Origin of the sequence: Noviherbaspirillum album, from assembly GCF_035916955.1 — a bacterium.
In the GTDB taxonomy this organism is placed as follows: domain Bacteria; phylum Pseudomonadota; class Gammaproteobacteria; order Burkholderiales; family Burkholderiaceae_D; genus Noviherbaspirillum; species Noviherbaspirillum album.
In genome coordinates, this window is sequence record NZ_JAWIIV010000005.1 from 94681 (window position 1) to 119211 (window position 24531).

At 61.7% G+C, this 24531-nt stretch carries 21 protein-coding genes and 1 tRNA gene; 9 read left to right on the forward strand and 13 right to left on the reverse strand.

Annotation, left to right across the window (positions count from 1 at the left end; translation table 11 throughout):
* Positions 1–62 precede the first annotated feature (62 nt).
* From RY831_RS08125 to RY831_RS08150, 6 genes are all read right to left on the reverse strand, one after another.
* Complete coding sequence (locus RY831_RS08125; protein ID WP_326505826.1) at positions 63–671, reverse strand: 50S ribosomal protein L25/general stress protein Ctc; 609 nt, start codon at positions 669–671, stop codon at positions 63–65.
* 106 nt (positions 672–777) lie between these two features.
* Complete coding sequence (locus RY831_RS08130; RefSeq protein WP_326505827.1) at positions 778–1728, reverse strand: ribose-phosphate pyrophosphokinase; 951 nt, start codon at positions 1726–1728, stop codon at positions 778–780.
* A 99-nt stretch (positions 1729–1827) separates the two neighbouring features.
* Positions 1828–1904: transfer RNA gene (locus tag RY831_RS08135), tRNA-Gln, on the reverse strand.
* A 60-nt stretch (positions 1905–1964) separates the two neighbouring features.
* Positions 1965–2831 (reverse strand): 4-(cytidine 5'-diphospho)-2-C-methyl-D-erythritol kinase, encoded by an 867-nt coding sequence (gene ispE, locus RY831_RS08140; RefSeq protein ID WP_326505828.1) that lies wholly within the window; start codon positions 2829–2831, stop codon positions 1965–1967.
* Positions 2816–3454 (reverse strand): lipoprotein insertase outer membrane protein LolB, encoded by a 639-nt coding sequence (gene lolB, locus RY831_RS08145; protein ID WP_326505829.1) that lies wholly within the window; start codon positions 3452–3454, stop codon positions 2816–2818. The genes ispE and lolB overlap by 16 nt, the downstream gene beginning before the upstream one ends.
* Positions 3451–5274: a tetratricopeptide repeat protein gene (locus tag RY831_RS08150; RefSeq protein WP_326505830.1), complete on the reverse strand. Its 1824-nt coding sequence runs from the start codon at positions 5272–5274 to the stop codon at positions 3451–3453. Before RY831_RS08150 ends, lolB begins: the two co-directional genes overlap by 4 nt.
* A 186-nt stretch (positions 5275–5460) precedes the next feature.
* On the opposite strand from RY831_RS08150, the gene mutM reads away from it, so the two are divergent.
* The 3 genes from mutM to mutY are packed head-to-tail and all read left to right on the forward strand — an operon-like array spanning position 5461 to position 9454.
* Entirely contained in the window at positions 5461–6285 is an 825-nt protein-coding gene (mutM, locus tag RY831_RS08155) for a bifunctional DNA-formamidopyrimidine glycosylase/DNA-(apurinic or apyrimidinic site) lyase (protein WP_326505831.1), read from the forward strand.
* A 45-nt stretch (positions 6286–6330) separates the two neighbouring features.
* On the forward strand, positions 6331–8268 hold the full coding sequence (locus tag RY831_RS08160; RefSeq protein ID WP_326505832.1) for a dynamin family protein: 1938 nt from the start codon (positions 6331–6333) through the stop codon (positions 8266–8268).
* A gap of 1 nt (position 8269) precedes the next feature.
* Positions 8270–9454 (forward strand): A/G-specific adenine glycosylase, encoded by a 1185-nt coding sequence (gene mutY, locus RY831_RS08165; protein WP_326505833.1) that lies wholly within the window; start codon positions 8270–8272, stop codon positions 9452–9454.
* A 53-nt stretch (positions 9455–9507) separates the two neighbouring features.
* Here mutY and RY831_RS08170 read toward each other — a convergent pair whose 3' ends face one another.
* The 7 genes from RY831_RS08170 to ilvA all read right to left on the reverse strand — a co-directional run bounded on the left by RY831_RS08170 (position 9508) and on the right by ilvA (position 16999).
* Positions 9508–10593, reverse strand: a complete 1086-nt coding sequence (locus RY831_RS08170) for a GGDEF domain-containing protein (RefSeq protein ID WP_326505834.1) — start codon at positions 10591–10593, stop codon at positions 9508–9510.
* Between the two features lie 330 nt (positions 10594–10923).
* Positions 10924–11550 carry an LON peptidase substrate-binding domain-containing protein gene (locus tag RY831_RS08175; RefSeq protein WP_326505835.1) on the reverse strand — a complete coding sequence of 209 codons (627 nt, stop codon included), beginning with the start codon at positions 11548–11550 and terminating at the stop codon, positions 10924–10926.
* 45 nt (positions 11551–11595) lie between these two features.
* On the reverse strand, positions 11596–12468 hold the full coding sequence (gene rapZ, locus RY831_RS08180) for an RNase adapter RapZ (protein WP_326505836.1): 873 nt from the start codon (positions 12466–12468) through the stop codon (positions 11596–11598).
* Positions 12469–12563: 95 nt separating this feature from the next.
* Entirely contained in the window at positions 12564–13502 is a 939-nt protein-coding gene (gene hprK, locus RY831_RS08185) for an HPr(Ser) kinase/phosphatase (RefSeq protein WP_151635523.1), read from the reverse strand.
* Positions 13503–13529: 27 nt separating this feature from the next.
* Positions 13530–13997 carry a PTS sugar transporter subunit IIA gene (locus RY831_RS08190; protein WP_326505837.1) on the reverse strand — a complete coding sequence of 156 codons (468 nt, stop codon included), beginning with the start codon at positions 13995–13997 and terminating at the stop codon, positions 13530–13532.
* A 300-nt stretch (positions 13998–14297) separates the two neighbouring features.
* Positions 14298–15137, reverse strand: coding sequence for an NADPH-dependent 7-cyano-7-deazaguanine reductase QueF (gene queF, locus RY831_RS08195; RefSeq protein ID WP_326505838.1), 840 nt, complete (start codon positions 15135–15137; stop codon positions 14298–14300).
* A 251-nt stretch (positions 15138–15388) separates the two neighbouring features.
* Positions 15389–16999, reverse strand: a complete 1611-nt coding sequence (gene ilvA / locus RY831_RS08200) for a threonine ammonia-lyase, biosynthetic (protein WP_326505839.1) — start codon at positions 16997–16999, stop codon at positions 15389–15391.
* Between the two features lie 34 nt (positions 17000–17033).
* Between ilvA and RY831_RS08205 the strand changes: the two genes are divergently transcribed.
* The 6 genes from RY831_RS08205 to RY831_RS08230 all read left to right on the forward strand — a co-directional run bounded on the left by RY831_RS08205 (position 17034) and on the right by RY831_RS08230 (position 24475).
* Complete coding sequence (locus RY831_RS08205) at positions 17034–17522, forward strand: YqaA family protein (RefSeq protein ID WP_326505840.1); 489 nt, start codon at positions 17034–17036, stop codon at positions 17520–17522.
* Between the two features lie 152 nt (positions 17523–17674).
* A complete protein-coding gene (locus RY831_RS08210) occupies positions 17675–21673 on the forward strand; it encodes a DUF3683 domain-containing protein (protein ID WP_326505841.1) in 3999 nt (1332 codons plus the stop codon).
* A 39-nt stretch (positions 21674–21712) separates the two neighbouring features.
* Complete coding sequence (locus RY831_RS08215; RefSeq protein ID WP_326505842.1) at positions 21713–22150, forward strand: HIT family protein; 438 nt, start codon at positions 21713–21715, stop codon at positions 22148–22150.
* A 46-nt stretch (positions 22151–22196) separates the two neighbouring features.
* A complete protein-coding gene (locus tag RY831_RS08220) occupies positions 22197–22625 on the forward strand; it encodes a gamma-butyrobetaine hydroxylase family protein (protein ID WP_326505843.1) in 429 nt (142 codons plus the stop codon).
* A gap of 110 nt (positions 22626–22735) precedes the next feature.
* The gene (gene ubiE, locus RY831_RS08225) at positions 22736–23470 is read left to right on the forward strand and encodes a bifunctional demethylmenaquinone methyltransferase/2-methoxy-6-polyprenyl-1,4-benzoquinol methylase UbiE (RefSeq protein WP_326505844.1); all 735 of its coding nucleotides are present in this window, start codon (positions 22736–22738) and stop codon (positions 23468–23470) included.
* Between the two features lie 57 nt (positions 23471–23527).
* Positions 23528–24475 (forward strand): Tim44 domain-containing protein, encoded by a 948-nt coding sequence (locus RY831_RS08230; protein ID WP_326505845.1) that lies wholly within the window; start codon positions 23528–23530, stop codon positions 24473–24475.
* The last annotated feature ends 56 nt before the right edge of the window (positions 24476–24531 follow it).

Below are 24531 nucleotides of genomic sequence, written 5' to 3' on the forward strand. Positions count from 1 at the left end.
CGGAAACAAAAAACCCTGCCGCCAGGGCAGGGTTTTCAGGATGCGGCAATGGTAATCGAAGATTACTTCTTGTCGGCTTCGCCTTCGGCAGCGCCGTCAGCCGAAACCTGTCCGGCGGGGATGCTTGCGGTGGCGATGGTCGGGTTGTCCTGGCCATGCAGCACTGCGGTCACGCCCTTCGGCAGCGTGATGTCGGACAGGTGAACCGATGCGCCTGCTTCGACCTTGGACAGGTCGACTTCGACGAACTCAGGCAGGTCGCCCGGCAGGCAGCTGACGTCCAGCTCGTTCATCACGTGGCTGATCACAGCGCTGCTCAGCTTGACGGCCGGGGAGATCTCGGCGTTCACGAAGTGCAGGGGCACCTTGACGTGGATCTTCTGGTTCTGGTCGACGCGCTGGAAGTCAGCGTGCAGCACCAGTTGCTTGAACGCGTGCATCTGGAAGTCGCGCAGCAGAACCTTTTCTGTCTTGCCTTCGATTTCCATGTCGAGGATCGACGAGTGGAATGCCTCTTTCTTCAGCGCGTGGAACAGCGCATTGTGATCGAGAGCGATAGCGACCGGCGCAGCCGTGCCACCGTAGATGATGCCCGGTGTCTGGCCAGCATTGCGCAGGCGGCGGCTCGCTCCGGACCCCTGCTCTTTGCGTGGGAATGCAACAACTTTCATTTTCATACTCCAGTAATGGCAAGGCAAAGCCTCGCGTTGTCGTCCCCCGCGACCAGGAGACGAAAAAACCTGCGGCCTTTCGGGGCCGCAGGGAAATTCTGATTGCTTAGTCGATGAAGAGCGAGCTGACCGAGTCGCCCTTGGTGATGCGCTTGAATGTCTCGGCCAGCAGTTCCGCGGCGGTCAGCTGGCGGATCTTCGGGCATGCCCGGGCGGCGGCGGTCAGCGGGATGGTGTCGGTGACGACCAGTTCATCGAGCGGGGAAGAGGCGATGCGCTCGATCGCGGGGCCCGACAGCACCGGGTGGGTACAGTAGGCCACCACCTTCTTCGCGCCGCGCTCCTTCAGCACTTCGGCCGCCTTGGTCAGCGTGCCGGCGGTATCAACCATGTCATCCATGATCACGCAGTTGCGGCCTTCGACTTCGCCGATGATGTGCATCACCTCGGAGACATTGGCCTTCGGACGGCGTTTGTCGATGATGGCGAGGTCGCAGTTCAGGCGCTTTGCCAGCGCGCGGGCGCGGACCACGCCGCCGACGTCCGGCGACACGACCAGCAGGTCGTCGTAGCTCTTTGCCACCAGGTCGGACAAAAGGATGGGGGACGCATAGATGTTGTCGACCGGGATATCGAAGAAGCCCTGGATCTGGTCGGCATGCAGGTCCATGATCAGGACGCGCTCGACGCCGGCCTGCTGCAGCATGTTGGCAACGACCTTCGCGGAAATGGCGACACGTGCGGAACGCGGGCGGCGATCCTGGCGCGCATAACCGAAATAGGGAATGGCAGCGGTGATGCGGCCTGCCGATGCGCGCTTGAGAGCATCGACCATCAGCATGATTTCCATCAGGCTGTCATTGGTGGGTGCGCAGGTCGACTGCAGGACGAACACATCCTTGCCGCGGACGTTTTCGTTGATTTCCACCATCACTTCACCGTCGGAGAACTTGGAAACGACGGCCTTGCCAAGCGGGATGCCAAGCTGCTTGGCCACTCCCGCGGCCAGCTCCGGGTTTGCGTTGCCGGTAAAGACCATCAGGTTTTCAAGCGCCATGGAACACCTAGGTGAAAGATAGGGTTAAAAATTTGAAAAGCCGCCAAGGCTTTGACGTGTCGTCTTGCGTTGGCGGCTTTTGGTTTCTTCTGTATTTAATGGCAGAGGAGGAAGGATTCGAACCTTCGAATGCCGGAATCAAAATCCGGTGCCTTGACCAACTTGGCGACTCCCCTACGCAACCTGGTGCTCAATCTTGCCGATACACCGGCAACACTGAACGAATCCTTGACTTGCTACCGACCTAACAAATGCGAGAGCGGGTGATGCTCGATCGCCTGGGCCTTCCATGCTTTCCAGCTCGAACGCCCGGTTTTTCTCGCAGCTTGAAGCGCCTCATCTGCCTCATTTTCTTGCGAAAAGGCGCAAAACACACATGCGCCGGAACCAGTCATTCTTGCGTCGCCATATTGTCGTAGCCATTGCAGTGCTTCGTCAATCGGCGGATACAGCTTGGTCGCCACGACTTGCAGGTCGTTTTTCCCGAATTGATTTGTCGCTTCAGGAAAGTCCGTTATTCTGACGGCTTTCGTATCTCTTGTCAATTCCGGATCGGAAAATATCGCAGCCGTCGGCGCAGCGATGCCGGGTTCAATGACAATGTACCAAAGTTTGGGTGTGCTCAGAGCGGTCAATTCCTCTCCGATGCCTTCCGCAAACGCATTGGTGCCGAAGATGAAAAACGGCACGTCGGCGCCGAGTTTCACGCCGAGCCCCATCAGCGCCCGGCGGTCCAGTCCGGTTTCCCACAAGTGATTCAGCGCGATCAGGGTGGTGGCGGCGTCGGACGATCCGCCGCCCAGGCCTCCGCCCATCGGCAATATCTTGTCGATGCCGATATCGGCGCCCAGGGAAGTGCCCGTCGCCGATTGCAGCAGGCGCGCGGCGCGCACCACCAGATCTTCAGCCTCGGCCACGCCCGCCACCTCGGTGGTGCGCCGGATCGTGCCGTCGCCGCGCACGGAGAAATGCAGGGTGTCGCCCCGGTCCAGCAGCTGGAATGCGGTCTGCAGCAAATGATAGCCATCCGCCCGGCGCCCGATGACATGCAGAAAAAGATTGATTTTCGCGGGAGCCGGGCAGTTGTTCAGTGTTCTTGCCATGTGTCGATTGCAATACGGATGGAAACCTCGCCAGCCTGCTGCGTATTGCGGACGAGATCGATGCGTCTGGGCCTTGCCTGCGGCGACACGGTATCCGGCTGCCAGTTCGCATAGCGGATACGCCAGCCGTCTTGGGTGGTCACTTCGCTGTCCTGCGGCGTGGCAATGAAACGCTGTCCGGAAGACGTAAGCGCAATGCCTTGCAGCCATTCCCGCAGTCCGGAAACCGGCAAGGGCCAGCCGAGCGTCTGCGCGGTCAGCGCATCGACATCGGCGGCACGCCGCACCGGCTGTCCCGCCTGGCTGAGGCTGGCACCTTGCGGCGACGCTTCGATGAGCGCGATGGTTTGCCCGAGCGGGGAAAGCAGGGTGATCCGGGTTTGCGAAGGCGTCTGCATCCAGGTGAAGCTGCCATGCACGGCTTCTTCCCTCTGCGTACCCTGGTAGCGTAGCGACAGGCGTCCGGCCACCTCGATGTCCTCGGCAAGGCGGCGCTCGGCAGCGGTGGATGCAGAGGGCGTCGGCGTTGTCGAAGTGGTCGGCGGAACAAGAGTGCTGCAGGCGGCAAGCGGCAGCAGCAGCGCCACGCTCAGCGTGCGCCGCCAGTTGGGCAGTGATTTCATAGATTTACGTTAAGCCGCGCCAGCGTATTCTTGAGCGTGTCGTTCTGCGGGTCCTTGTTCCGGGCATCGCGCCAGAGCTTTTCGGCGTCGGCGCGCTGTCCCTTGACCCAGAGAACTTCGCCGAGGTGGGCGGCAATTTCGACATCCGGGCGTATTTCATACGCGCGCCGCAGCAGGGCTTCGGCTTCCTTCAGCCTTCCGAGCCTGAATTGCACCCAGCCCATGCTGTCCATGATGAAAGGATCGTCCGGTGCGAGCTTGAGCGCCTTGTCGATCAGCGTGTAGGCTTCCTCAAGCCGGATATTGCGCTCGGCCAGCGAGTAGCCCAGCGCGTTGTAGGCATGGTGGTTGGCCGGTGCCAGCTGCATGATCTTGCGCAGCGAGGCTTCCATCGTGTCCCACTGGCTGCTTTTTTCCGCAAGCATCGCATAGTCGTACAGCAGATCGGTATTGTCCGGAGATTGCCTGATCCCTTCCTGCAATACTTTCATTGCTTCCGGCACCTGATTGGCGTCCCGCAACAGCTGCGCCTCGGCCAGTATGACCTGCCCCTGTTCGCGCTCTCCGCTAACGGTGATTTCATGCAACAGTTTGCGCGCCGCTGGAAGGTCTCGCTTGGCGATTACCTGGGCACGTTTCAGCTGCGCATTGAGATAGGCTTCGCCCGGCTCGATCTGCGACAGCCATTTGAGAACGCCTTCAGTATCCTTGCGCTCTTCGGCGATTTGCGCGAGCAGGAGCAGCGCCTGGGATGGATCCCGTTCCTCATCGGGATTGGCGGCCAGTACCTTCAGGTAGGTGGTCAGGTGCTGTTCGGCCGCATTGAGATCATTGGCCTGCACTTCCAGCACGCCGAGCGCGTAGAGCGAGGTCAGATCCTGCGGCTGTTCCTTGAGCAATGCTTCGAACTGGGCGCGCGCCTTCGCATACTCCTTCTGCTCAACCAGCATGCGGGCATAGGCCAGGCGCACTTCCCGCGTCTTGGGGTTCTTTGCAATGAAGTCCTGCAGGATTTTCCCGGCCTCGGTCTTGTCCGGGGTGACCTGCGCCAGCGCCAGCACGGCGATCTCCGAATCGGGCTTGGCCGTGAGGGCCAGTTGCGCTTCCCTGCGAGCCCGCTGGCTGTCGCCCGCGGCGAAGGCGCCTTGCGCAAGCGCGAGGTGCGCCTCCGGCATGTCGAGGTAAGGAGCGAGGACTTCGTCGAGCAAGGCCAGCGCCGCCGCCTTGTCTTTTGCGCGGGCCAGCAGCCGCTGCATCTGGAATGCCAGCAGTCCGCGCGTCTGCGGACGGGCCTCCCTCAACCTCTGCTCGAGAATCGGCTTGGCTTCGGCAAGATTGTCGCCGAGGATGATGAAGCTCAGGTAATACTGCGCCGCTTCGTCGGAGTTGGGCGCCAGGCTGCGCCACAGCCGCACCGCATTCATCGCTTCGTCCACCTGCTTGGCGCTCAGGGCGATTTCGGCGGCCCGCTTGGCCAGGCGCGGGTCGCGCGTCTGCTGCGCCGTGCCCAGGGTAGTGACATAAGCGCTCTGCCAGTCTCCGCGCTGGAAGGCGAATTCCGATGCGAGCAGCTTGTAGAGCAGTTCGTCGGTCAACTGCACCGTGGGCAGGCCTTCATCCTCGTTCTGCTCCGCCGGGCCGGCGCCTGTCCTGCGTACTGCGGAAACCGGTCTGCGCATCGCAGCGTCAGCCGTCTGGACGGCCGGTGTCGCCGCGGACGCAGCCGGGACGGCACCCGATGCTGCGGGCGCATTCATGCCGCCGGTGGCGCAGGCCGACAGCGCAATCGACAGCGTTACAATAGGAAGAGTGTTTTTCAAGGGATATTCCCGGCTAATCTAGCAGATTCCAATTCTACGCCTAAGCCTGCATGCTTTGCCCGCTGCGTGAAACCGGGCCCGAACATGCTTCCATTCGGCGGCATCGCCCCCAATTAGGAACTGAGTCCAGTCATAACATGCTTGTTCCCCATCAAATTTGTCTTTCTACAAAGAGTCTTTCCAACCATGCCTGAATTACCCGAAGTCGAGGTCACGCGGCGCGGCGTCGCCCCGCATTTGGAAGGCCGCACGGTAACGGGTGTAACCCTACGCCATACCGGGTTGCGCTGGCCTTTTCCGGAAGGCCTCGAGCAAATGCTGCAGGGCAGGAAAATTCTTGGCACCGGTCGCCGCGGGAAATACCTGCTTATCGTTTTCGAACATGGAACGCTAATCGTCCACCTCGGCATGTCCGGGCACCTGCGGATTTTGCAAGCCGGCGAGCCGCCGCAAAAGCATGACCATTTCGACCTGCTGGTCGGCGACCAGCTACTGCGCATGACCGACCCGCGGCGTTTCGGCGCTGTGCTCTGGCATGCGCATGATGAGGGCGAGGTGGACGAACATGTCTTGTTGCGCAGCTTGGGCGTGGAACCGCTGGACGATGCCTTTTCCGCATTGATGCTGTATCGTCAGACCCGCAAGCGCACCGCGCCGATCAAGCAAGTGTTGCTGGCAGGAGACATCGTGGTCGGGGTGGGCAATATTTATGCGTCCGAAAGTTTGTTCAGGGCCGGCATCAATCCCAGAACGCCGGCCAACCGGATCGGCCTGGTCCGCTATGAAAAGCTGGCCATCGCCATACGCGAAACGCTGGCAGCCGCGATAGAGAAGGGCGGCAGCACGCTGCGCGACTTCATGGCAGCCGACGGACAACCCGGTTATTTCCAGCAAAGCTACTTCGTCTATGACAGGACCGGGCAGCCTTGCCGACAATGCAGTGTCGAAATTCGCCAACTGAAACAGGGCCAGCGCTCCACTTTCTACTGTCCAAATTGTCAAAAGGTGTGACGGGTGCTAGATTCTTGGCTACAACTCAGATGAATTGGGGAAACTGTGAGTGAACTGGTACAACGCTTCCAAGAGTACAGCAGCTGGCGCAACGGAGTGCTGGCGTCCTTGGAACGCTATCGCGCATGCGTCGGCGCATCGGATCTGGCGGATGCCGCCAGCGACCAGCGCTTCGCTCGGCTGCAGGCGCGGCTGGTCGACGACAAGCTGTCGATCGCCTTCGTCGCCGAATTTTCCCGGGGCAAGTCGGAACTGATCAACGCGATCTTCTTCGCCGATTACGGCCAGCGCATCCTGCCATCGTCGGCGGGGCGCACGACCATGTGTCCGACCGAACTGCTGTACGACGAAACCTTTCCTCCTTCGATCCGCCTGCTGCCGATCGAAACCCGGGCGGAAGCGGCTTCCACCAGCGATTTCAAGGAACAGAGCCATGTCTGGACGGTGCTGCCGCTCGATATTTCATCGGGCGAAGGCATGCTCGAAGCCTTCAAGCAGGTCAGCCTCACCAAGCGCGTCAGCATCGAGGAGGCCAAGCGCTACGGTCTTTACCAGGAAGACGATCCCGATGCCATGCTGTCGGTGGACCAGAACGGACTGGTCGAGATTTCGCAATGGCGCCATGCCATCGTCAATTTTCCGCATCCGCTGCTCAAGCAGGGCCTGGTCATCATCGACACTCCGGGCCTCAACGCCATCGGCACCGAGCCCGAGCTGACGCTGAACCTGATTCCGAATGCGCATGCGGTACTGTTCATTCTCGCCGCCGACACCGGCGTCACCAAGAGCGACATCGACGTCTGGCGCAATCATATCGGCTCCGGGCCGGCGCGCATGGTCGTGCTCAACAAGATCGACAGCATGTGGGATGAACTGCGCAGCGCGGCCGAAGTCGAGCAGCAGATCTCGCGTCAGGTCGACACCGTGGCCCAGACGCTCGGTCTTGCCAGCGACCAGGTGTTCCCGATCTCCGCCCAGAAGGGATTGGTAGGCAAGGTGAATCACGATCCGGCTCTGCTGGCGAAAAGCCGCCTGCCGCTGCTGGAATCGGCCTTGTCCGCGGAACTGATCCCCAGCAAGCAGGAGATCGTGCGCGAACAGCTGCTGGCCGACCTGAACGAAATGGCGGCCGCCAAGCAGGCGCTGCTGGCATCGCGGTCCCGCAACGTGGTTGAACAGCTGGTCGAGCTCAAGAGCCTGCGCGGCAAGAACCAGAACATCATCGAACACATGATGAAGCGGGTCGACCTGGAGAAGAAGGACTTCGACAGCAGCCTGCTGAAGCTGCAGGGCACGCGCGCGGTCTTCACCCGCCTTTCCACCGAAGTGTTCACCAGCCTTGGCATGGATATCCTGAAGGAAGACATCGCGCTCACCCGCGAGGACATGGAAAAGAGCAGGTTCTCCACCGGCCTGCGCGCTGCGGTCAAGGATTTCTTTGCGCGCATCCGCAACAATCTCGTCGTATCGGGCCGCAAGACCGAGGAAATCACCGAAATGATGACGATCATGTACCGCAAGTTTTCAACGGAACATGGTCTGGCTTTGTCCGCGCCCATGCCTTTTTCGCTGGACAAGTACCTCAAGGAGATCGAACTGATCGAAGGCGTGTATCACAAGCAGTTCGGCACTGCGGTCATCCTCACCACGCCGCAGGTCGTGCTGATGACCAAGTTCTTCGATTCGATCGCGTCACGCGTCAAGCAAAGCTTTCTGCAGGCGAACCGTGATGTCGAAGCCTGGCTCAAGGTCGTGATGGCGCCGCTCGAAGCGCAGATCTGGGAGCACAAGGCGCAGTTGAAGAAGCGCAGGCAGTCGATCGAGCGCATCCACATGGCGACCGAAAGCCTGGAAGAGAAAGTCGAAGCGCTGGAGCAGATGCAAGCCGACCTGGATGCCCGCAAGAAGACCCTGTCGCTGCTGGAATCCGAACTGAGGAATGCCATCATCATGGAACTGGCGGCACTGAAGGCCGCAGCATAGGATGAAGCAAGTCGTCGAAGCGCCGGACCGTGCAGCGTCCGGCGCGAAGAAGGCCCGCCCGCGGGCCGCGCGCCCCGCCGTCAACCATTCCGTCGACTATGCCGACCCGGGGTTTTCCGAAGCGGTCATCCGCTGGCAGAGACAGCATGGACGGCATTCCCTGCCCTGGCAAAATACCCATGACGCCTATCGCATCTGGCTGTCGGAGATCATGCTCCAGCAGACCCAGGTCGCGGCGGTGATCCCCTATTACCAGCGTTTCCTCGATCGCTTTCCCAATGTCCAGGCGTTGGCCGAGGCACCGTCCGAGGATGTGATGGCGCACTGGGCCGGCCTCGGCTACTACACCCGCGCGCGCAATCTGCATCGCTGCGCGCAGCGCGTCGTCGCCGAACATGGCGGCATCTTTCCCCGCGATCCCGGCCTGCTCGCAGAATTGCCGGGCATCGGCCGCTCCACCGCTGCGGCGATCAGCGCATTCGCTTATGGCACGCGCGCGGCGATCCTGGACGGCAATGTCAAGCGGGTCTTCTGCCGGGTGTTCGGCATCGACGGTTTTCCTGGGGCGAAGCCGGTCGAAGACCAGCTATGGCTGCGCGCCGTCGCCTTGCTGCCCGAGCAGGACGTCGGCGCCTATACGCAAGGATTGATGGACCTGGGCGCCACGCTCTGCACGCGCGGCAGGCCTGCTTGCGAACGTTGTCCGCTGGCCGCGCAGTGCGTGGCGAGGGCCACCGGCCGCACCCACCTGCTGCCGACGCCGAAGCCGAAGAAGGCAGTGCCGGAAAAGAGCACGACGATGCTGGTCATCGCCGACCGGTCCCATGTCCTGCTCGAGCAGAGGCCGGACAGCGGCATCTGGGGTGGCCTGCTGTCGCTTCCGGAGATCGATGTGCTGAGCCCCGACGATGTCGACGCGGCCGGAAGGGAGGAGCGCCTGGCGCCGGCGGTCGCCAATTACGGATTGCCCCGGTCTTTCGACAGGCTGCAGCCCTTCACCCATGTCTTCACGCATTACAAGCTGCATGTCTGGCCGTACCACGTGCGGCTGGACAGCCGCCGCGAATTTGCCGGCGAAGGCAATCGCGTGTGGTATCCGGTTGCCCGGCTGGCGGATGCGCCGTTGCCGGCTCCCGTAAAGAAGCTGCTGCTGGCGATATTCGGCGAGCCTGACCTGCTGTCATGAGGCGGTGATAGGAAGGAGGGGCAGGACGGGCAGGACGGGCAGGACGGCGGCGCTTATTGGCCTTCTATCCACTCCACCCGGTTGCGTCCCATCTGCTTGGCCTGATACAGCGCCGAATCGGCGCGCGATATCAGGTCTGTGATCTTTTCCCCGCTTCGGTACTCGGCTACGCCGATCGACAGGGAAATGTTTTTCTGGACGAGCAACTCCTGGAAGTCCAGGAAGTGCGTATACACGCGCAGGCGTTCGGCATGCATTACCGCACCCTTGATGCCGGTGTCCGGCAGGATCAGCAGGAATTCGTCGCCGCCGTAGCGACCCAGGATATCGGTATCGCGGATGCTTTCCCGCGCTGTCCTCGAGAAGTCCTTCAGGATGGTGTCGCCGGTCAGGTGGCCATTCCTGTCATTGATTTCCTTGAAATGATCGATGTCGATCAGGCAGATCGAAAACGGCGCTCCCGACGTATCGGCATGCAGCCGGGCCTGCGCCAGTTCGGTCTGCAACTGGCGGCGGTTGTACAGGCCGGTCAGTTCGTCGCGCGCGGATTTTTCCTCATAGTGCTGGAGCTGGTAACGCGTCGCGCGCAGTAGCTGGCGCATGTTCTGAATCTGCTTGCCGACCAGGATCATGCCCGGCAAGGTCAGGGCCAGCACGCACCACTGCACCAGGTCGGTGCGGAAAGCCTGGACGAAGCCTTCCGCCTGGCCGCGCAGCAGGATGATGCTCAGGTAGGCAGCAAGGCAGGCGAGGGATAGCCCGATCAGCGAGGCGGTCGACAGGCGGAAGATGCCGAACGAGAATGCGATCAGCATGAAGGGGACGAGCGCCATCTGTGTGGTCCGCTCGACGTAGGCGACCACCAGCATGATGAGCAGCGATGCCGCCAGCTGCGGCAGCATCAGGCTCGGCTCCCGGAAGCGCTGATTCAGGCCGAATCGGAAAATTCCATAGAACAGGACGACGACGGCAAGAACAATGGCGGCCACGCTGATGAAGGTCGCGCCGCTGATGAATCCCTGTCGATAGAAGATGTAAAGGCTGAGCGCGTACAGCAGCGAGATCAGGCTGATGGGCGAGATCTGCGGAATACGCACGGACGGCATATTCTTGCGGCGGTTAATGGATTCTGTCCGCATGGGTTCGCGTGCGTCATCCAGAAGCATAGGGTTAGCGCTCAAGGTAATCGGGTCGGGGCTGCTGGCTTTACGAAAGGGATTGCTGAAACGGCGGGCGACTGTGCATTTATCCTATGAATGCAAGTTCGCGATTTTGCGCGGTAACAAACGAGTGGAAGAAAAGAAAGGCCTGCGCCGCCTCGCGAAATACGCTTATCGGAAATGACACATGGCTGGACGGACCAGCGTTTGAACGGCCGGTCGGTGCATGCGGTTGGGCTTATAGATCCGGCTCGAAAAATGAGCTTTTTTCGGGCCGAATCAATAATTGGATGGACACCGCCGAAGCGGTCAGAGAATCTGGTGCTGCTTCAGGTACTGATGAACAATTGACAAGCGTGTCTGCGCATCGTCAAGTTCGAGCAGCTTTTGCCTTGCCTTCAAGGGGATGGGCAGGATCTCGCACCAGCGGTTGGCGACCCAGCCGGCGCTGTCGAGGCGAATGGGCTGCGCGAACGGGCTGATGAATTTTTCGCCGTCTTCGAGCCGACCCTTCTGGTCGACATCGTCGATAACCGTCTTCAGCGCCTTCGCGCATTCGACATGCATGTCGCTGACGGGCGGAGAAGAATCGGCGGGCAGCATCGCGGTGCGCGCTTCGAGCCGCTGGTCGGGGAGCACCCGCGTTTCAAGTATGCGAAAGCGTTCTCCGCCTTCGGTGCGCAGCATCATCACTCCGAGGTTTTCCATGTCCCAGTCCGTGATGCGCGCCAGGCAGCCGGTCGATTCGGGCTCGGCCGCCTGTCCGACTTCCTGTCCCGACTTGATCAGCACCACGCCGAACGGCGCGTTGCGTTTCATGCAATCGCGCACCATGTCGATGTAGCGGGTCTCGAACACCTTCAGCGGCAGCACGCCGCCGGGGAAGAGCACCGTCTTCAGCGGGAACAGCGCAATCCAGTCGTCGTTGGGCAGCATGGTGGGAGTAACCTTCAGTTCAGCCTGCTCAGCTCGGTTCGCAGCTCAGTTCGGCAAGTTCAGTTCGCGGTGGCGCAGCAGGACGCGCTCGCTCGCGCGGAAATGCCTAGCCAGCTGTTCGACCATGTACACCGAACGATGCTGGCCGCCGGTGCAGCCGATGGCCACGGTCAGGTAGCTGCGGTTGTCGTTCTTGAAAGCCGGCAGCCACTTTTCGACGAAGTTGCGGATATCCGCCAGCAGTTCGGCAACATGGGCCTGGGTGTCGAGAAAGGCAATCACCGGCTCGTCGCGGCCGGTAAGCGGGCGCAGCGCCGTGTCGTAATAGGGATTCGGCAGTACCCTGACATCGAATACCAGGTCGGCGTCCAGCGGCACGCCGAATTTGAATGCGAAGGATTCGAACAGCAGGGTGAGCGGCGTGCGGTCGGTCTCGACCAGGTCCTTGATCCATGCCCGAAGCTTGTTCGCGGACAGGCCGGAGGTGTCGATGACATGGCCGATGCCTTCTATCGTCGACATCATTTCCCGTTCGCGGAAAATGCACTCGGTCAGGGTCGGCTGCCCGCCGGGACCGGATTCGGGCTGGACGCGGTGCGACAGCGGATGGCTGCGGCGGGTTTCGGAAAAGCGCGTGATCAGGGATTCCGTCTTCGCGGTCAGGAACAGGACCTTGACATCATGGCCTTCCTCCTTGAGCGCACGGATATCGGCGGGCAGGCCGGCAAGGGAATCGGCACTGCGCGCGTCGACGGCTACGGCAAGGTTGTCGCCGCCCTCTTCCTGGCGGGTTTCAACCAGGTGTCGCAGCAGTTTGGGAGGCAGATTGTCGACGCAGAAGTAACCTGCATCTTCGAGAGCATTGAGTCCGACCGATTTCCCTGAGCCGGATATGCCCGTAATAAGGATAAGGCGCATAGTCGATAATCATACCGCAAGCGCGCGTCGGGCATTTTATGTGCTCGTTCGAAGCCTTGTAGCGTGAGAAACTGTTGCTTTCCAGCTAGTCATTGCTAGTCGTTGCCCATGGCCTTCTGCTGGCGTTCCATGAATTCCTTCAGCGTGTCGATCCCGCGCAGCTGCAGGATAGTGTTGCGCACCGCCGCCTCCAGCAACACGGCAAGGTTGCGTCCGGCTTCCACCGGGATGATGACCTTGCGGATCGGCAGCCCAAGCACTTCCTCCGTCTGGGAATGCAGGGGCAGGCGCTCGTAGTTTTCCTCGAGCGTGCTGCGCCGGACCAGATGCACGATCAGCTTGAGCCGCATTTTGCGGCGCACTGCGGTTTCGCCGAAGATGGTCTTGATGTCCAGCAGGCCGAGGCCGCGCACTTCCAGCAGGTTTTGCAGCAGGGGCGGGCAGCGGCCTTCGATCATGTTGGGCGCGATGCGCGCGAATTCGACGGCGTCGTCTGCCACCAGGCCATGATTGCGGGACACCAGTTCCAGCCCCAGTTCGCTCTTGCCGAGTCCGGATTCGCCGGTGATGAGTACGCCGACGCCCAGCACATCCATGAAAACCCCGTGCATGGTGATGCGCTGGGCAAGTTCCTTGGACAGGTAGACACGCAGGTAATCGATGACCTGCGCAGCAGGCAGCGGCGTGGAAAACAGGGGAATGTTCTTCTCGTCGCAGATGGCCAGAATATACGGCGGGGTTTCCAGGCCTTGCGCGATGATGAAGGCCGGAGGTTCGCCGGCCACCAGTTCTTCCGTCTGGTATTTGCGCGACGCCGGCGACAGCTTGTTGTAGTACTGTATTTCCTGGTGTCCGAACACCTGCAGGCGACCGGGGTGGATCAGGTTGAGGTGGCCCACCTGGTCGGCGGCGGAAGTGGCATCGCCGGAAATGCGCCGCTCGCCGCCCGGGAAGCCGGCGAACCAGCCGAGTTGCAGCGCCTCCCTGGTATCGTCGAATAATTGCTGGATAGTCAGATGCGTGGAAGAGGGCATTGCGGATGCTTGGCGATGGCGGAAATGTCAGGCGTGAATGCTGGGTTGCCACGCGAGGATGCGTGCGTGTACCGAAGCCGCATCGGGATCGGCTGCCAGCTGGTTGCGGAAGTTCTCGTCGGAGAACATTTCGGCGACTTCCGACAGGATTTCGAGATGCTGCTGCGTCACGTGATCCGGGATCAGCAGGAAGATCAGCAGCTTGACCGGCTGTCCGTCAGGGGATTCGAAGGGAATCGCTTCCTTGAGCCTGACAAAAGCCGCCAGCGGCGCCTTCAAACCCTTGATCCTGCCATGGGGAACCGCAACGCTGTGACCCAGGCCGGTGGAACCGAGGCGCTCGCGCGCGAAAAGATTGTCCGAGACCATCGAGCGGGCAATGCCGCAGTTGTTCTCGAATATCAATCCTGCCTGTTCGAATGCGCGTTTCTTGCTCGATACCTCAAGATCAAGAACGACATTGTCCAATGTCAGGATTTTTGCAAGATTGGTCATGTTACGCGGGCTTATGGTGCAATGCACAAAATGAGCTGTCGAGACGCATTATAGGCCTGTTTCCAGAATACGTAATCCACAGCATAGGATGGTAGACATAAAGCTTCTTGACTGTAAGCAGAATGCCGACGCAAATGATTCAATTTTGATCAGCATACGATTCGTCGTGCCAAGGAATTCCAGCTACAGACCCGAAATATGCCCAATAGTTTCTTTTGGGGAAAAGCGTGCGTTGCATGCCACACCGCATCCGCACCTTCCCCCATCCTAGTCGGGCCGGCTTTCACCAGTCTTACTGGCTTACTGGCGGCCGTTGCGCAGGTTCGACGGACGCTGCGAGGTAGTGAAATTGCTGCGCCAGGGATTGATGTCGAGTCCACCCCTGCGCGTATAGCGCGCGTAGACCGCAAGTTTCTGCGGGTGGCATTGGCGCAAGATATCCATGAAGATGCGTTCTACGCACTGCTCATGGAACTCGTTGTGCTCGCGGAAACCAATCAGATACCGAAGCAGGCCCTCCTGGTCTATCTGCGGACCGACATAGCGGATCTGCACGCTGCCCCAGTCCGGCTGGCCGGTCACCAGGCAGTTCGACTTGAGGAGATGCGATACCAGGGTTTCCTCGACGATGGCTTCCTCGGCATTGGCCTTGAGCAGCGAGGCATCCGGCTGGTAGCCGTCGACTTCGATATCGAGCCGGTCAAGCAGCAGACCCTCTAGCTCTCCCATGCCGAGCTTGGAAAAGTCTTCCGGCAAGGTCAGCTTCACCGACACCGAGGCGCCGAAGCCGTCGGACAGGTCGGCGCGCAGCATGTCGGCCAGCGCCTCAGGGCTGGCGATGCGCGTCTGGTTCAGGGAGTTAAGATAAAGCTTGAACGACTTCGACTCGATGATGTTGGGCGACTCCGCCGGCACGGTGAACGTCGCGATGGCGACCTGCGGCTTGCCGCGCATGTTCAGCCATGACAGTTCATAGGCGTTCCAGATATCGACGCCGAAGAAGGGCAGGGTGCCGGTGACGCCGATCTCTTCGCGCTTCTGCTGGCGCGCGATCGGAAACAGCAGCGATGGATCGTACTGGGTCTGGTAGGCGGTGGGCTTGCCGAGCGGCGACGCTTCGGGCTGGTTGGAGCTGGTCATGATCAACGGGAAGTGAGAATGGGGAGACGTGGGCAGAGCGGGCACTTATGGCACGGCGCGTCACGGGGCCGATCAGTGTTTGCCGACGCCTGTCCACAAGCCTGAAAAAACGAAATGCGCGACGAAAATACGGTAAGAAGCGTCAAAAACCTGCTGTCAACGCCGTCAAAAGCCATTTCGACCCTGCGTCATGGCACCGGTTCAAGCCGACGCCGTGATGCAGGAGAGTAGATGGGACCGCAGATTCCGGATCACAAGAACAGTTTGTAAGCCGGATTCTCGCTTTCGTCCCAGTAGCGGTAACCAAGACCGGACAGGAACTGGCGGAACAGTTTCATTTCCTTCTTCGGCACCTGGATGCCGACCAGGATCCGGCCCACATCGCCGCCCTGGTTGCGGTAATGAAACAGGCTGATATTCCAGTTCGGCGCCATGCTGTCGAGGAAGCGCATCAGCGCGCCCGGCCGCTCCGGGAACTCGAATCGGTACAGCAGCTCGTCCTGCGCCAGCGGGCTCTTGCCGCCGACCAGGTGGCGCACGTGCAGCTTCGCCAGTTCGTCGTGCGTGAGATCGAGCGTGCGGAAGCCGTGCTTCTCGTAGTTCTTGGTGATGCGGCCGGGTTCGTCGCGGCTGGAAATCGTCATGCCGACAAAGACATGCGCTTCCCTGGCGTCGCTGATGCGGTAGACGAATTCCGTCACGTTGCGCGGGCCGACCAGTTCGCAGAAGCGCTTGAAGCTGCCGCGCTCTTCCGGGATGGTGACGGCGAATACCGCTTCCCGAGCTTCGCCCACCTCCGCCCGCTCGGCAACGAAGCGCAGCCGGTCGAAGTTCATGTTGGCGCCGCAGGCGATGGTCACCAGCGTCTGGCCGCGCACCGGCTTCTTGGATGCCCTGGCGCGCTCGATGTATTCCTTGGCGCCGGCAATCGCCAGTGCGCCGGCCGGTTCGAGGATGCTGCGGGTATCCTGGAACACGTCCTTGATGGCGGCGCACACCGCATCGGTGTCGACGATGATGATGTCATCGACCAGCTTCTTGGCGATGCGGAAGGTTTCCTCTCCCACCAGCTTGACCGCGGTGCCGTCGGAGAACAGGCCGACGTCGGGCAAGGCCACGCGGCGTCCGGCCTTGATGCTGCGCGCCATCGCATCGGAATCGACGGTCTGCACGCCGATGATCTTGATCTCCGGGCGCACCGCCTTGATGTAGGAGGCCACGCCGGAAATCAGGCCACCGCCGCCGATGGCCACGAAGATCGCATCGATCGGGCCGGTATGCTGGCGCAGGATTTCCATTGCGATCGTGCCCTGGCCGGCAATGACGTAAGGGTCGTCGAAGGGATGGACGAAGGTCAGCTTCTCCTTCTTTTCCAGCGTCAGCGCATGGTTGTAGGCGTCGGTGTAGGAGTCGCCGAACAGCACCACTTCGCCGCCGCGTGCCCTGACCGCATCGATCTTGACCGGCGGCGTGGTGGTCGGCATCACGATCACCGCGCGGCAGCCCAGCTTCGCCGCCGACAGCGCCACTCCCTGGGCGTGATTGCCGGCCGAGGCGCAGATGACGCCGCGCTTCAGCTGCGCCGGCGTCAGGTGCGCCATCTTGTTGTAGGCGCCGCGCAGCTTGAAGCTGAACACGCTCTGAATATCCTCGCGCTTGAGATAAATCTGGTTGTCCATGCGCTCGGACAGCGTAGGCGCAAACTCCAGCGGCGATTCAACGGCAACATCGTAGACGCGGGCGGTCAGGATTTTCTGTAGATAGTCGGTAGTCATAGGCTCGGCTTGGCTGCATGCCTTCCCCAATGCGGCATGCGAACCCGCAATTATAATGGACGCCCCTTGCCAGTCCCCCGATTGCATCGCATACCGGGGCTGGGCTCAATCTGATAATCCGATGATCGAATCCGCAGTCCGCTGGCTGTTGAATGTCCTTGCCGTGCCCGATGTCGGGCTGAGCTCCGTCTTCCTCATCAGCATCCTGTCGGCGACGCTGCTGCCGCTCGGGTCGGAACCGGCGGTGTTTGCCGTCACCAAGGCCAACCCGGCGCTGTTCTGGCCAGCCATCCTGGTCGCCACGGCGGGCAATACCATCGGCGGCATCATCGATTACTGGATGGGCTACGGCGCCAAGATGGCGCTGGCCAAGGAGCGCGAAAGCCGCTGGTTCGGCTGGCTGCAGCGCTACGGCGCCAAGACTTTGCTGCTGGCCTGGCTGCCGGCGATCGGCGATCCGCTGTGCGCGCTGGCCGGTTGGCTGAAGCTGCCGTTCTGGCCATCGGTGTTCTATATGACGATCGGCAAATTCCTGCGCTATGTGACCATGACCGCCGCACTGTTGTACGTTCCCGACGGTTTCTGGCGCGGGCTTGTCAATTTGTTCTGAAAAACGTTGCCCTGCTGCCAACTTTCGCCCAACGGATGGCAAATCGGCCATGTTTGCCGCCTTTTAGGCGCACGGATCGTAAGGCTGTTGCCGACTGCTGCATTGCATTAAGCTAAAATGCGCCTTTAAGGGTTCAGTCCTACCTATTCTTGATGAACGCCCCAGCTCAAATCCAAGTTCTGCTTTCCGAAACGCCCGGCGATGCACTTCCAGATCGCGTGCGCGAGATTCCCTACAACTACACTTCGTTTTCCGACCGCGAGATCGTCAAGCGCCTGCTCGGCGACGAAGCTTGGCTGCTCCTCGACCAGTTGCGCGGCGAACGCCAGACCGGCCGATCCGCGCGCATGCTGTATGAGGTGCTCGGCGACATCTGGGTAGTGCGCCGCAATCCCTACCTGCAGGACGACCTGCTGTCGAATCCGAAGCGCCGCCAGTCGCTGATCGATGCGCTCAACCACCGCCTCACCGAAGTCGAAAAGCGCCGCCTGACCACCGACCTGGCCGACGCCGGCGACGCCCATGCGCGCCTTCGCAGCGCCAATGTCGAGCTGCTGGTCAAGGCCGCCCGCAAGGCGGTGGCCGACTTCGGCGAAGAATTCCGCAACATGTACGACCTGCGCAAGCGCGCCACCCGCGTGCTGGGCCGCTACACCGCCAAGGACAACATCAAGTTCGACGGCCTGTCGCGCGTCTCGCACGTGACCGACGCCACCGACTGGCGGGTCGAATATCCGTTCGTCGTGCTGACGCCGGACGGCGAGGACGAGATGGCCGGCCTGGTCAAGGCCTGCATCGAGCTCGGCCTGACCATCATCCCGCGCGGCGGCGGCACCGGCTACACCGGCGGCGCCATTCCGCTGACGCCGATGTCGGCCGTGATCAACACCGAAAAGCTGGAACAGCTAGGCGAGGTCGAAATGACCATGCTGCCCGAGGTCGACCGTCCGTACGCGACCATCTATTCCGGCGCCGGCGTGGTGACCAAGCGCGTTTCCGATGCCGCCGAAAAGGCCGGCTTCGTGTTCGCGGTCGACCCGACCTCGGCCGAGGCATCCTGCATCGGCGGCAACGTCGCGATGAATGCCGGCGGCAAGAAGGCCGTGCTGTGGGGCACGGCGCTCGACAATCTGGCGAGCTGGCGCATGGTTGATCCGAACGGCGACTGGCTGGAAGTCACCCGCATCGGGCACAACCTCGGCAAGATCCACGACGCGCCGACAGCGAAATTCAAGCTGGAATGGACCAAGCCGTCCGAGCGCGGCGGCAAGGCCGGCGCGCCGTTCAAGACCGAATACCTGGAAATCGAAGGCCGCCGCTTCCGCAAGGAAGGGCTGGGCAAGGATGTCACCGATAAATTCCTTTCCGGCCTGCCGGGCGTGCAGAAGGAAGGCTGCGACGGGCTGATCACGTCCGCGCGCTGGATCCTGCACAAGATGCCCAAGCACACCCGCACCGTCTGCCTGGAATTCTTCGGCCAGGCGCGCGACGCGATTCCGTCCATCGTCGAGATCAAGGATTTCCTCGATGCGGAAGCGAAGAAGGGCGGGGCGATTCTCGCCGGCCTGGAGCACCTCGACGAGCGCTACCTGCGCGCGGTCGGCTATGCCACCAAGTCCAAGCGCGGCGTGCTGCCGAAGATGGCGCTGTTCGGCGACATCGTCGGCGACAACGAGGAAGCCGTCGCCCGCGCCGCTTCCGAAGTAATTCGCATGGCCAATACCCGCGTCGGCGAAGGCTTCGTCGCGGTGAGCCCGGAGGCGCGCAAGAAATTCTGGCTCGACCGCGCCCGCACCGCGGCGATCGCCAAGCACACCAATGCGTTCAAGATCAATGAAGACGTGGTCATCCCGCTCGACCGCATGGGCGAGTACACCGACGGCATCGAACGCATCAACATCGAACTGTCGATCCGCAACAAGCTTCAGCTGATCGACCAGCTGGCCAAGTTCTTCGCCACCGGCCATCTGCCGCTGGGCAAGAGCGAGGACGCGGAAGCCAACGACATCCCGGCCGAAGAGCTGCTGGGCGACCGCGTCGCGCAGGCGCGCCAGCTGATCGACGACACCGATGCGCGCTGGGGCTACCTGCTGGCCAACCTCGACAAGCCGCTCGTCGAGGCGCGCGACGACCTCGCCGCGCGCGGCGTATCTATGACCTGGATCGACGAGCGCCTGCAGCGCCAGCCCGACGCCAAGGTATTCCACGTGGTGCAGGACCGCACCATCCGCGTATCGTGGAAAGCGGAAGTGCGCGCGCCGCTGCGCCAGATCTTCAACGGCGGCGCGTTCAAGCTCATCGTCGACGAATGCAGCGCGATCCACAAGCGCGTGCTGCGCGGCCGCGTCTTCGTGGCCCTGCACATGCATGCGGGCGACGGCAACGTGCATACCAACCTGCCGGTCAACTCCGATCATTACGAAATGCTGCAGGATGCGCATGCGGCGGTCGAGCGCATCATGGTGCTGGCCCGTTCGCTCAACGGCGTCATCTCCGGCGAGCATGGCATCGGCATCACCAAGCTGGAATTCCTGACCGAAGAGGAGATCCAGGATTTCCGCGACTACAAGCTGCGCGTCGATCCGGAAGGCCGCTTCAACAAGGGCAAGCTGCTCAACGATCCGGCCATGCCGGCCGACCTGCGCAATGCCTACACGCCGTCGTTCGGCCTGATGGGCCATGAATCGCTGATCATGCAGCAGAGCGACATCGGCGCCATCGCCAACAGCGTCAAGGACTGCCTGCGCTGCGGCAAGTGCAAGCCGGTCTGCTCGACCCATGTGCCGCGCGCCAACCTGCTGTACTCGCCGCGCAACAAGATCCTCGCAACCTCGCTGCTGGTCGAAGCCTTCCTGTATGAAGAGCAGACCCGCCGCGGCGTGTCGATCAAGCACTGGGAGGAGTTCGAGGATGTGGCCGACCATTGCACCGTCTGCCACAAGTGCGTGACACCTTGCCCGGTCGATATCGACTTCGGCGACGTCTCGATGAACATGCGCAACCTGCTGCGCAAGATGGACAAGAAATCCTTCAACCCCGGCACCACTGCGGCGATGTTCTTCCTGAATGCGACCGATCCGGCCACCATCAATGCCACCCGCGCGGCGATGACCGGCCTCGGCTACAAGGCCCAGCGCATCGCCAACGACATGCTGAAGAAGTTTGCGAAGAAGCAGACCAAGGCGCCGCCGGCCACCCACGGCAAGCCGCCGATCAAGGAACAGGTCATTCACTTCGTCAACAAGAAGATGCCGGGCAATCTGCCGAAGAAGACCGCGCGCGCGCTGCTCGACATCGAAGACGACAAGATCGTGCCGATCATCCGCGATCCGAAGAAGACCACCGCCGATACCGAAGCGGTGTTCTACTTTCCGGGTTGCGGCTCGGAGCGCCTGTTCTCGCAGGTCGGCCTGGCCACGCAGGCGATGCTCTGGCATGTCGGCGTGCAGACCGTGCTGCCGCCGGGCTACCTGTGCTGCGGTTACCCGCAGCGCGGTTCCGGCCAGTACGACAAGGCCGAGAAAATGATGACCGACAACCGCGTGCTGTTCCACCGCATGGCCAACACGCTGAACTACCTCGACATCAAGACAGTCGTAGTGTCGTGCGGCACCTGCTTTGATCAGCTGCAGAGCTACGAATTCGAGAAGATCTTCCCGGGCTGCCGGATCATCGACATCCACGAATATCTGCTCGAAAAGAACGTGAAGCTGGAAGGCGTGGCGGGCACCCGATACATGTACCATGACCCCTGCCACACGCCGATGAAGCAGCAAGATCCGCTGAAGACGGTGAACGCGCTGATCACCACCGGCGACGGCGTCAAGGTCGAGAAGAACGACCGCTGCTGCGGCGAGTCCGGCACCTTCGCGGTAAGCCGGCCCGACATCTCGACCCAGGTCCGCTTCCGCAAGGAAATCGAAATGAAGAAGGGCGCGGACAAGCTGCGCGGCGACGGTTTCGGCGGCGACGTGAAGATTCTCACTTCCTGCCCATCGTGCCTGCAGGGCCTGAACCGCTACAATGAAGATTCCGGTACCACCGCGGACTATATCGTGGTGGAAATGGCCCGGCATCTGCTCGGCGAGAACTGGCTGCCCGACTATGTGGCGCGGGCAAACAGCGGCGGTATCGAACGCGTTCTCGTCTAAGCGGCGGCCGGGCTCGTTCAACCTGTCGACAGGAAAAAGATGGCTAAAGAAGCGTGTGAACTGTGCATGCATCCCGGTGGCGAAGTCATCTACCGGGATGACAATTACCGAATCGTGCTGGTCGACGACGAGCGTTATCCCGGCTTTTGCCGCGTGATCTGGAACGCGCACGCCGCCGAGATGACCGACTTGTCGACCGCGGAACGGGCGATCCTTATCGCCGCCGTGTGGCAGGTCGAGGAAGCGATCCGCGAAACCATGCAGCCGCACAAGATCAACGTCGCCAGCCTCGGCAATGTCGTTCCCCACCTGCACTGGCACGTGATCCCGCGCTACGAGAACGACGCGCATTTTCCCAATCCGATCTGGGGCGAGATCAAGCGCACCCCGGTCTCGAGCGAACTGGCCAAGCGCAAGGCCATGGTGCCGCGCCTGCGCGAAGCGCTGCAGGCGCGCTTCGAGGAGTCGCTGCTGTAGGCAGTGCAACGACACGATCAGCCTTTTACATTCACCGACCCAGCCCATGGCCAATACCAAGACAGCGGCACCCGCACCGACCTCGCTAACCGTCCGCAGCCAATCCCGGGTGCTGGAAATTGCCTTCGATTCGGGCGAGGAATTCTCCCTGCCCTTCGAATTCCTGCGCGTCTATTCGCCGTCCGCCGAAGTACGCGGGCATGGCGCCGGCCAGGAAGTGCTGCAGACAGGCAAGCGCAACGTCACGATCAACCAGATGGAGCCTGTCGGCAACTATGCGGTGAAGCCGGAGTTCTCGGATGGCCACAACTCCGGCCTCTTTTCCTGGGATTACCTGTACTGGCTGGGCAGCAACCAGCCAGAGCTCTGGGAAGACTACCTGCAGCGCCTGGAAGCTGCGGGGCATACCCGTGAGAGCGGCCGCGATGCGCCAATGCCGGAAGCCGGCGGACATGCCTGCGGACATCACCACTGATCAACACTGAAGCACCTTCAGGTGCGCTATAACGCGCGCCTCATGGAACGCTTGGCGGCGGCGCGTGTCTGCACTTGTATAATGCGCGCTGGACCAATCAGCCTGACGCCATGACCAATACCACCCATTTCGGTTATCAGACCGTTTCTGAAGACGAGAAGGTACACAAAGTCGCCGAAGTCTTTCATTCCGTCGCCGCAAAATACGACGTGATGAACGACCTGATGTCCGGCGGCCTGCACCGTGTGTGGAAGGCATTCACCATTGCTCAGGCAGGCGTGCGTCCAGGCTTCAAGGTGCTCGACATCGCCGGCGGCACCGGCGACCTGTCCAAGGCCTTCGCCAGGCAGGCCGGTCCGACCGGCGAAGTCTGGCTGACCGACATCAACGAATCGATGCTGCGCGTCGGGCGCGACCGGCTATTGAACAAGGGGCTGATGACCCCCACCTTGTTATGCGATGCGGAGAAGCTGCCGTTCCCGAGCAATTATTTCGACCGCGTCAGCGTGGCCTTCGGCCTGCGCAACATGACGCACAAGGATGCCGCGCTGGCCGAGATGCGCCGCGTGCTCAAGCCGGGCGGCAAGCTGCTGGTGCTGGAATTTTCGAAAGTCAACGAGGCCTTGCAAAAGCCGTACGATCTTTACTCGTTCTCCGTGTTGCCGTGGCTGGGCAAGCGGATCGCCAACGATGCCGAGAGCTATCGCTACCTCGCCGAATCGATCCGCATGCATCCCGACCAGGAAACGCTGAAGAGCATGATGGAAACCGCCGGGCTGGAACGTGTCGAATACTTCAACCTGACCGCCGGCGTGGCGGCATTGCATACCGGTATCAAGCTGTAGGGCCAAATTGTAGGACCACACCGCAGGACAACTGCAAGACAACCGTAGGAGAGTGCCATGAAGAAGTATCTGATTGCATTGATGATCGCGCTCAGTTCGGCCACCATGGTGGTCGCCGACGCGGAAGCCAAGCGTATGGGCGGCGGCAGTTCCATCGGCCGCCAGTCGCAGGGTGTCAGCCGCCAGACTCCGCCGGCCGCGCCGAACCAGGCGACCCAGGCCAGTCCTTCTTCTCCTGCGGCGGCCCCGGCGGGCGTCACGCCCAGGCCGGCCAGCCCATGGCGCAACATCCTCGGCGGCGCGCTGCTCGGCCTCGGCCTCGGCGCATTGCTGTCGCATTTCGGCATCGGCGGCGCCTTCGCCAGCGCCATCGCGACCATCCTGATGATCGCGCTGCTGGCCTTCGCCGTGATGTTCATCATCCGCATGATCCGCAACCGGAACGGCGGCGGCCAGCGCCAGCCGGCCTACTCGGCCGCACATAGCCCGGGCGGTTCCTCCGGGCCCATGATGCGCACGCCGGAAATCGGCTCGCGCATCGAGCCGCAGGCGCGGCCGGCAGCCTTCCAGGCCGAGCCGATGGCGGGAGCAGCAACGGCCGCCGCGGCCGCCACGTCCAGCCTGCCGGCAGGCTTCGATGTCGACGGCTTCCTGCGCCATGCCAAGACTTACTTCATCCGTCTGCAGGCAGCCTGGGACCGTGCCGACATCGACGACATCCGCGAATTCACCACGCCGGAAATGTTCGCCGAACTGCGCCTCCAGTTGCAGGAGCGCGGTGCATCGCCCAACCATACCGATGTGGTGTCGCTCAATGCGGAGCTGCTGAAGGTCGATCAGGTCGGCGACGACTACCTGGCCACTGTACGCTTCTCCGGTATGATCCGCGAAGCCCAGAATGCGCCGGCGGAATCCTTCGTCGAGGCATGGAACCTGAGCAAGCCGGTCGCGGGACAGGGCGGCTGGGTACTGGCCGGCATCCAGCAGCTCTCGGACGTCGCCTGACAAGAACTTGCAAGACATTGCCGAAGCGCATACCGGCAAACTGGTAAACTGGGACC

What these genes read in the sequence shown, in the direction of transcription:
- RY831_RS08215 (WP_326505842.1), top strand. Translation starts at nt 21,713, where the DNA reads ATGGCTAAAGAAGCGTGTGAACTGTGCATGCATCCCGGTGGCGAAGTC.
- RY831_RS08220 (WP_326505843.1), top strand. Translation starts at nt 22,197, where the DNA reads ATGGCCAATACCAAGACAGCGGCACCCGCACCGACCTCGCTAACCGTC.
- RY831_RS08205 (WP_326505840.1), top strand. Translation starts at nt 17,034, where the DNA reads ATGATCGAATCCGCAGTCCGCTGGCTGTTGAATGTCCTTGCCGTGCCC.
- RY831_RS08190 (WP_326505837.1), bottom strand. Translation starts at nt 13,997, where the DNA reads ATGACCAATCTTGCAAAAATCCTGACATTGGACAATGTCGTTCTTGAT.
- RY831_RS08170 (WP_326505834.1), bottom strand. Translation starts at nt 10,593, where the DNA reads ATGCGGACAGAATCCATTAACCGCCGCAAGAATATGCCGTCCGTGCGT.
- mutY (WP_326505833.1), top strand. Translation starts at nt 8,270, where the DNA reads ATGAAGCAAGTCGTCGAAGCGCCGGACCGTGCAGCGTCCGGCGCGAAG.
- queF (WP_326505838.1), bottom strand. Translation starts at nt 15,137, where the DNA reads ATGACCAGCTCCAACCAGCCCGAAGCGTCGCCGCTCGGCAAGCCCACC.
- RY831_RS08210 (WP_326505841.1), top strand. Translation starts at nt 17,675, where the DNA reads ATGAACGCCCCAGCTCAAATCCAAGTTCTGCTTTCCGAAACGCCCGGC.
- ilvA (WP_326505839.1), bottom strand. Translation starts at nt 16,999, where the DNA reads ATGCAATCGGGGGACTGGCAAGGGGCGTCCATTATAATTGCGGGTTCG.
- RY831_RS08130 (WP_326505827.1), bottom strand. Translation starts at nt 1,728, where the DNA reads ATGGCGCTTGAAAACCTGATGGTCTTTACCGGCAACGCAAACCCGGAG.
- RY831_RS08230 (WP_326505845.1), top strand. Translation starts at nt 23,528, where the DNA reads ATGAAGAAGTATCTGATTGCATTGATGATCGCGCTCAGTTCGGCCACC.
- RY831_RS08125 (WP_326505826.1), bottom strand. Translation starts at nt 671, where the DNA reads ATGAAAGTTGTTGCATTCCCACGCAAAGAGCAGGGGTCCGGAGCGAGC.
- hprK (WP_151635523.1), bottom strand. Translation starts at nt 13,502, where the DNA reads ATGCCCTCTTCCACGCATCTGACTATCCAGCAATTATTCGACGATACC.
- ubiE (WP_326505844.1), top strand. Translation starts at nt 22,736, where the DNA reads ATGACCAATACCACCCATTTCGGTTATCAGACCGTTTCTGAAGACGAG.
- RY831_RS08175 (WP_326505835.1), bottom strand. Translation starts at nt 11,550, where the DNA reads ATGCTGCCCAACGACGACTGGATTGCGCTGTTCCCGCTGAAGACGGTG.
- rapZ (WP_326505836.1), bottom strand. Translation starts at nt 12,468, where the DNA reads ATGCGCCTTATCCTTATTACGGGCATATCCGGCTCAGGGAAATCGGTC.
- mutM (WP_326505831.1), top strand. Translation starts at nt 5,461, where the DNA reads ATGCCTGAATTACCCGAAGTCGAGGTCACGCGGCGCGGCGTCGCCCCG.
- ispE (WP_326505828.1), bottom strand. Translation starts at nt 2,831, where the DNA reads ATGGCAAGAACACTGAACAACTGCCCGGCTCCCGCGAAAATCAATCTT.
- lolB (WP_326505829.1), bottom strand. Translation starts at nt 3,454, where the DNA reads ATGAAATCACTGCCCAACTGGCGGCGCACGCTGAGCGTGGCGCTGCTG.